The sequence below is a fragment of the Micromonospora sp. NPDC052213 genome, assembly GCF_040679695.1.
Classification (GTDB): domain Bacteria; phylum Actinomycetota; class Actinomycetes; order Mycobacteriales; family Micromonosporaceae; genus Micromonospora.
On record NZ_JBFAVI010000395.1, the window covers coordinates 1 to 1,109 of the forward strand.

Annotated in this window: 1 protein-coding gene; it reads left to right on the forward strand. The window is 68.2% G+C overall.

Features of this window, described 5'->3' with window-relative positions:
* A partial coding sequence (locus tag AB0L34_RS34220; RefSeq protein WP_363709821.1) for a helicase-related protein occupies positions 1-1,109 on the forward strand: 1,109 nt, incomplete at both ends.

Consider the following 1,109-nt stretch of genomic DNA (forward strand, 5'->3'; position numbering starts at 1 on the left):
CGGGACGTGCGCTCGTGGTTCGACGGCCGTGCGACGGTGGAGCTGCACCTGTGGGATGCCCTCGAACGGCAGTTGCTGGCGCCGTTCCAGTACTTCGGGCTGCACGACGACGTGGACCTGTCCCACGTGCGGTGGAAGCGCGGGCAGGGGTACGACACCAGCGAACTAGAAGGCGTCTACACAGGCAACCACGCTCGGGCCCGACTCATCCTGCAAGCGGTCACACGCATCGCTGATGTCGGGCAGATGCGTGCGCTCGGCTTCTGCGTCAGCCGTGGGCACGCGCGGTTCATGGCCGACTGGTTCACGCGGCACGGTGTGCCGTCGGCGGCCGTGACATCAAGCATCAAGCGGGCAGATCAGCACGCGCTGATTGACCGCTTCCGCAAGCGCGAGCTGAGAGTGCTCTTCACCGTCGACCTGTTCAACGAGGGCGTAGACCTGCCGATGGTCGACACCATCCTCATGCTGCGCCCCACCGAGAGCGCCACGATCTTCCTCCAACAACTCGGCCGGGGCCTGCGGCTGGACGACGGCAAGCCGTGTCTGACAGTGCTCGACTTCATCGGCGGCCAGCACGCGAACTTCCGCTTCGATCTGCGCTGGCGGGCACTTGCCGGGGTGAGCCGACGGGCTGTCGAAGCCGCCGTGCGGGAAGACTTCCCCTCGCTGCCAAGCGGCTGCCACATCGAACTGGACCGGGTGGCGAAGGACATCGTCCTCCGCAATCTCAAGTCGGCGATGCCGACGTCGAAGAACGCGCTGGTGGCGGAGCTACGGCAACTCGGCGACGTCAGCCTCGAAAGATTCCTGCGCGAGACCGGCCTGGAGATCGAGGACGTCTACCGGTCGGGGAGCCTCGGCGGCTGGGCCGGGCTACGCCGCCTGGCCGGCCTCGACACGACGGCCGGTGGCCCGGACGACAGGGACCTGAGCCGGGCCATCGGCCGGATGCTGCACACCGACGACGTCGACAGGTTGGATCTGCTCGCCCGGGTCGCCGCCGGCCAGCGCCCCGCCGCCGGACGGCTGCTCGACATGTTGCACTTCAGCTTGTGGGGTCCGTCGGTGCCGCTGACCGAACGCGACGCCCGGCTCAAGCGGCTGTG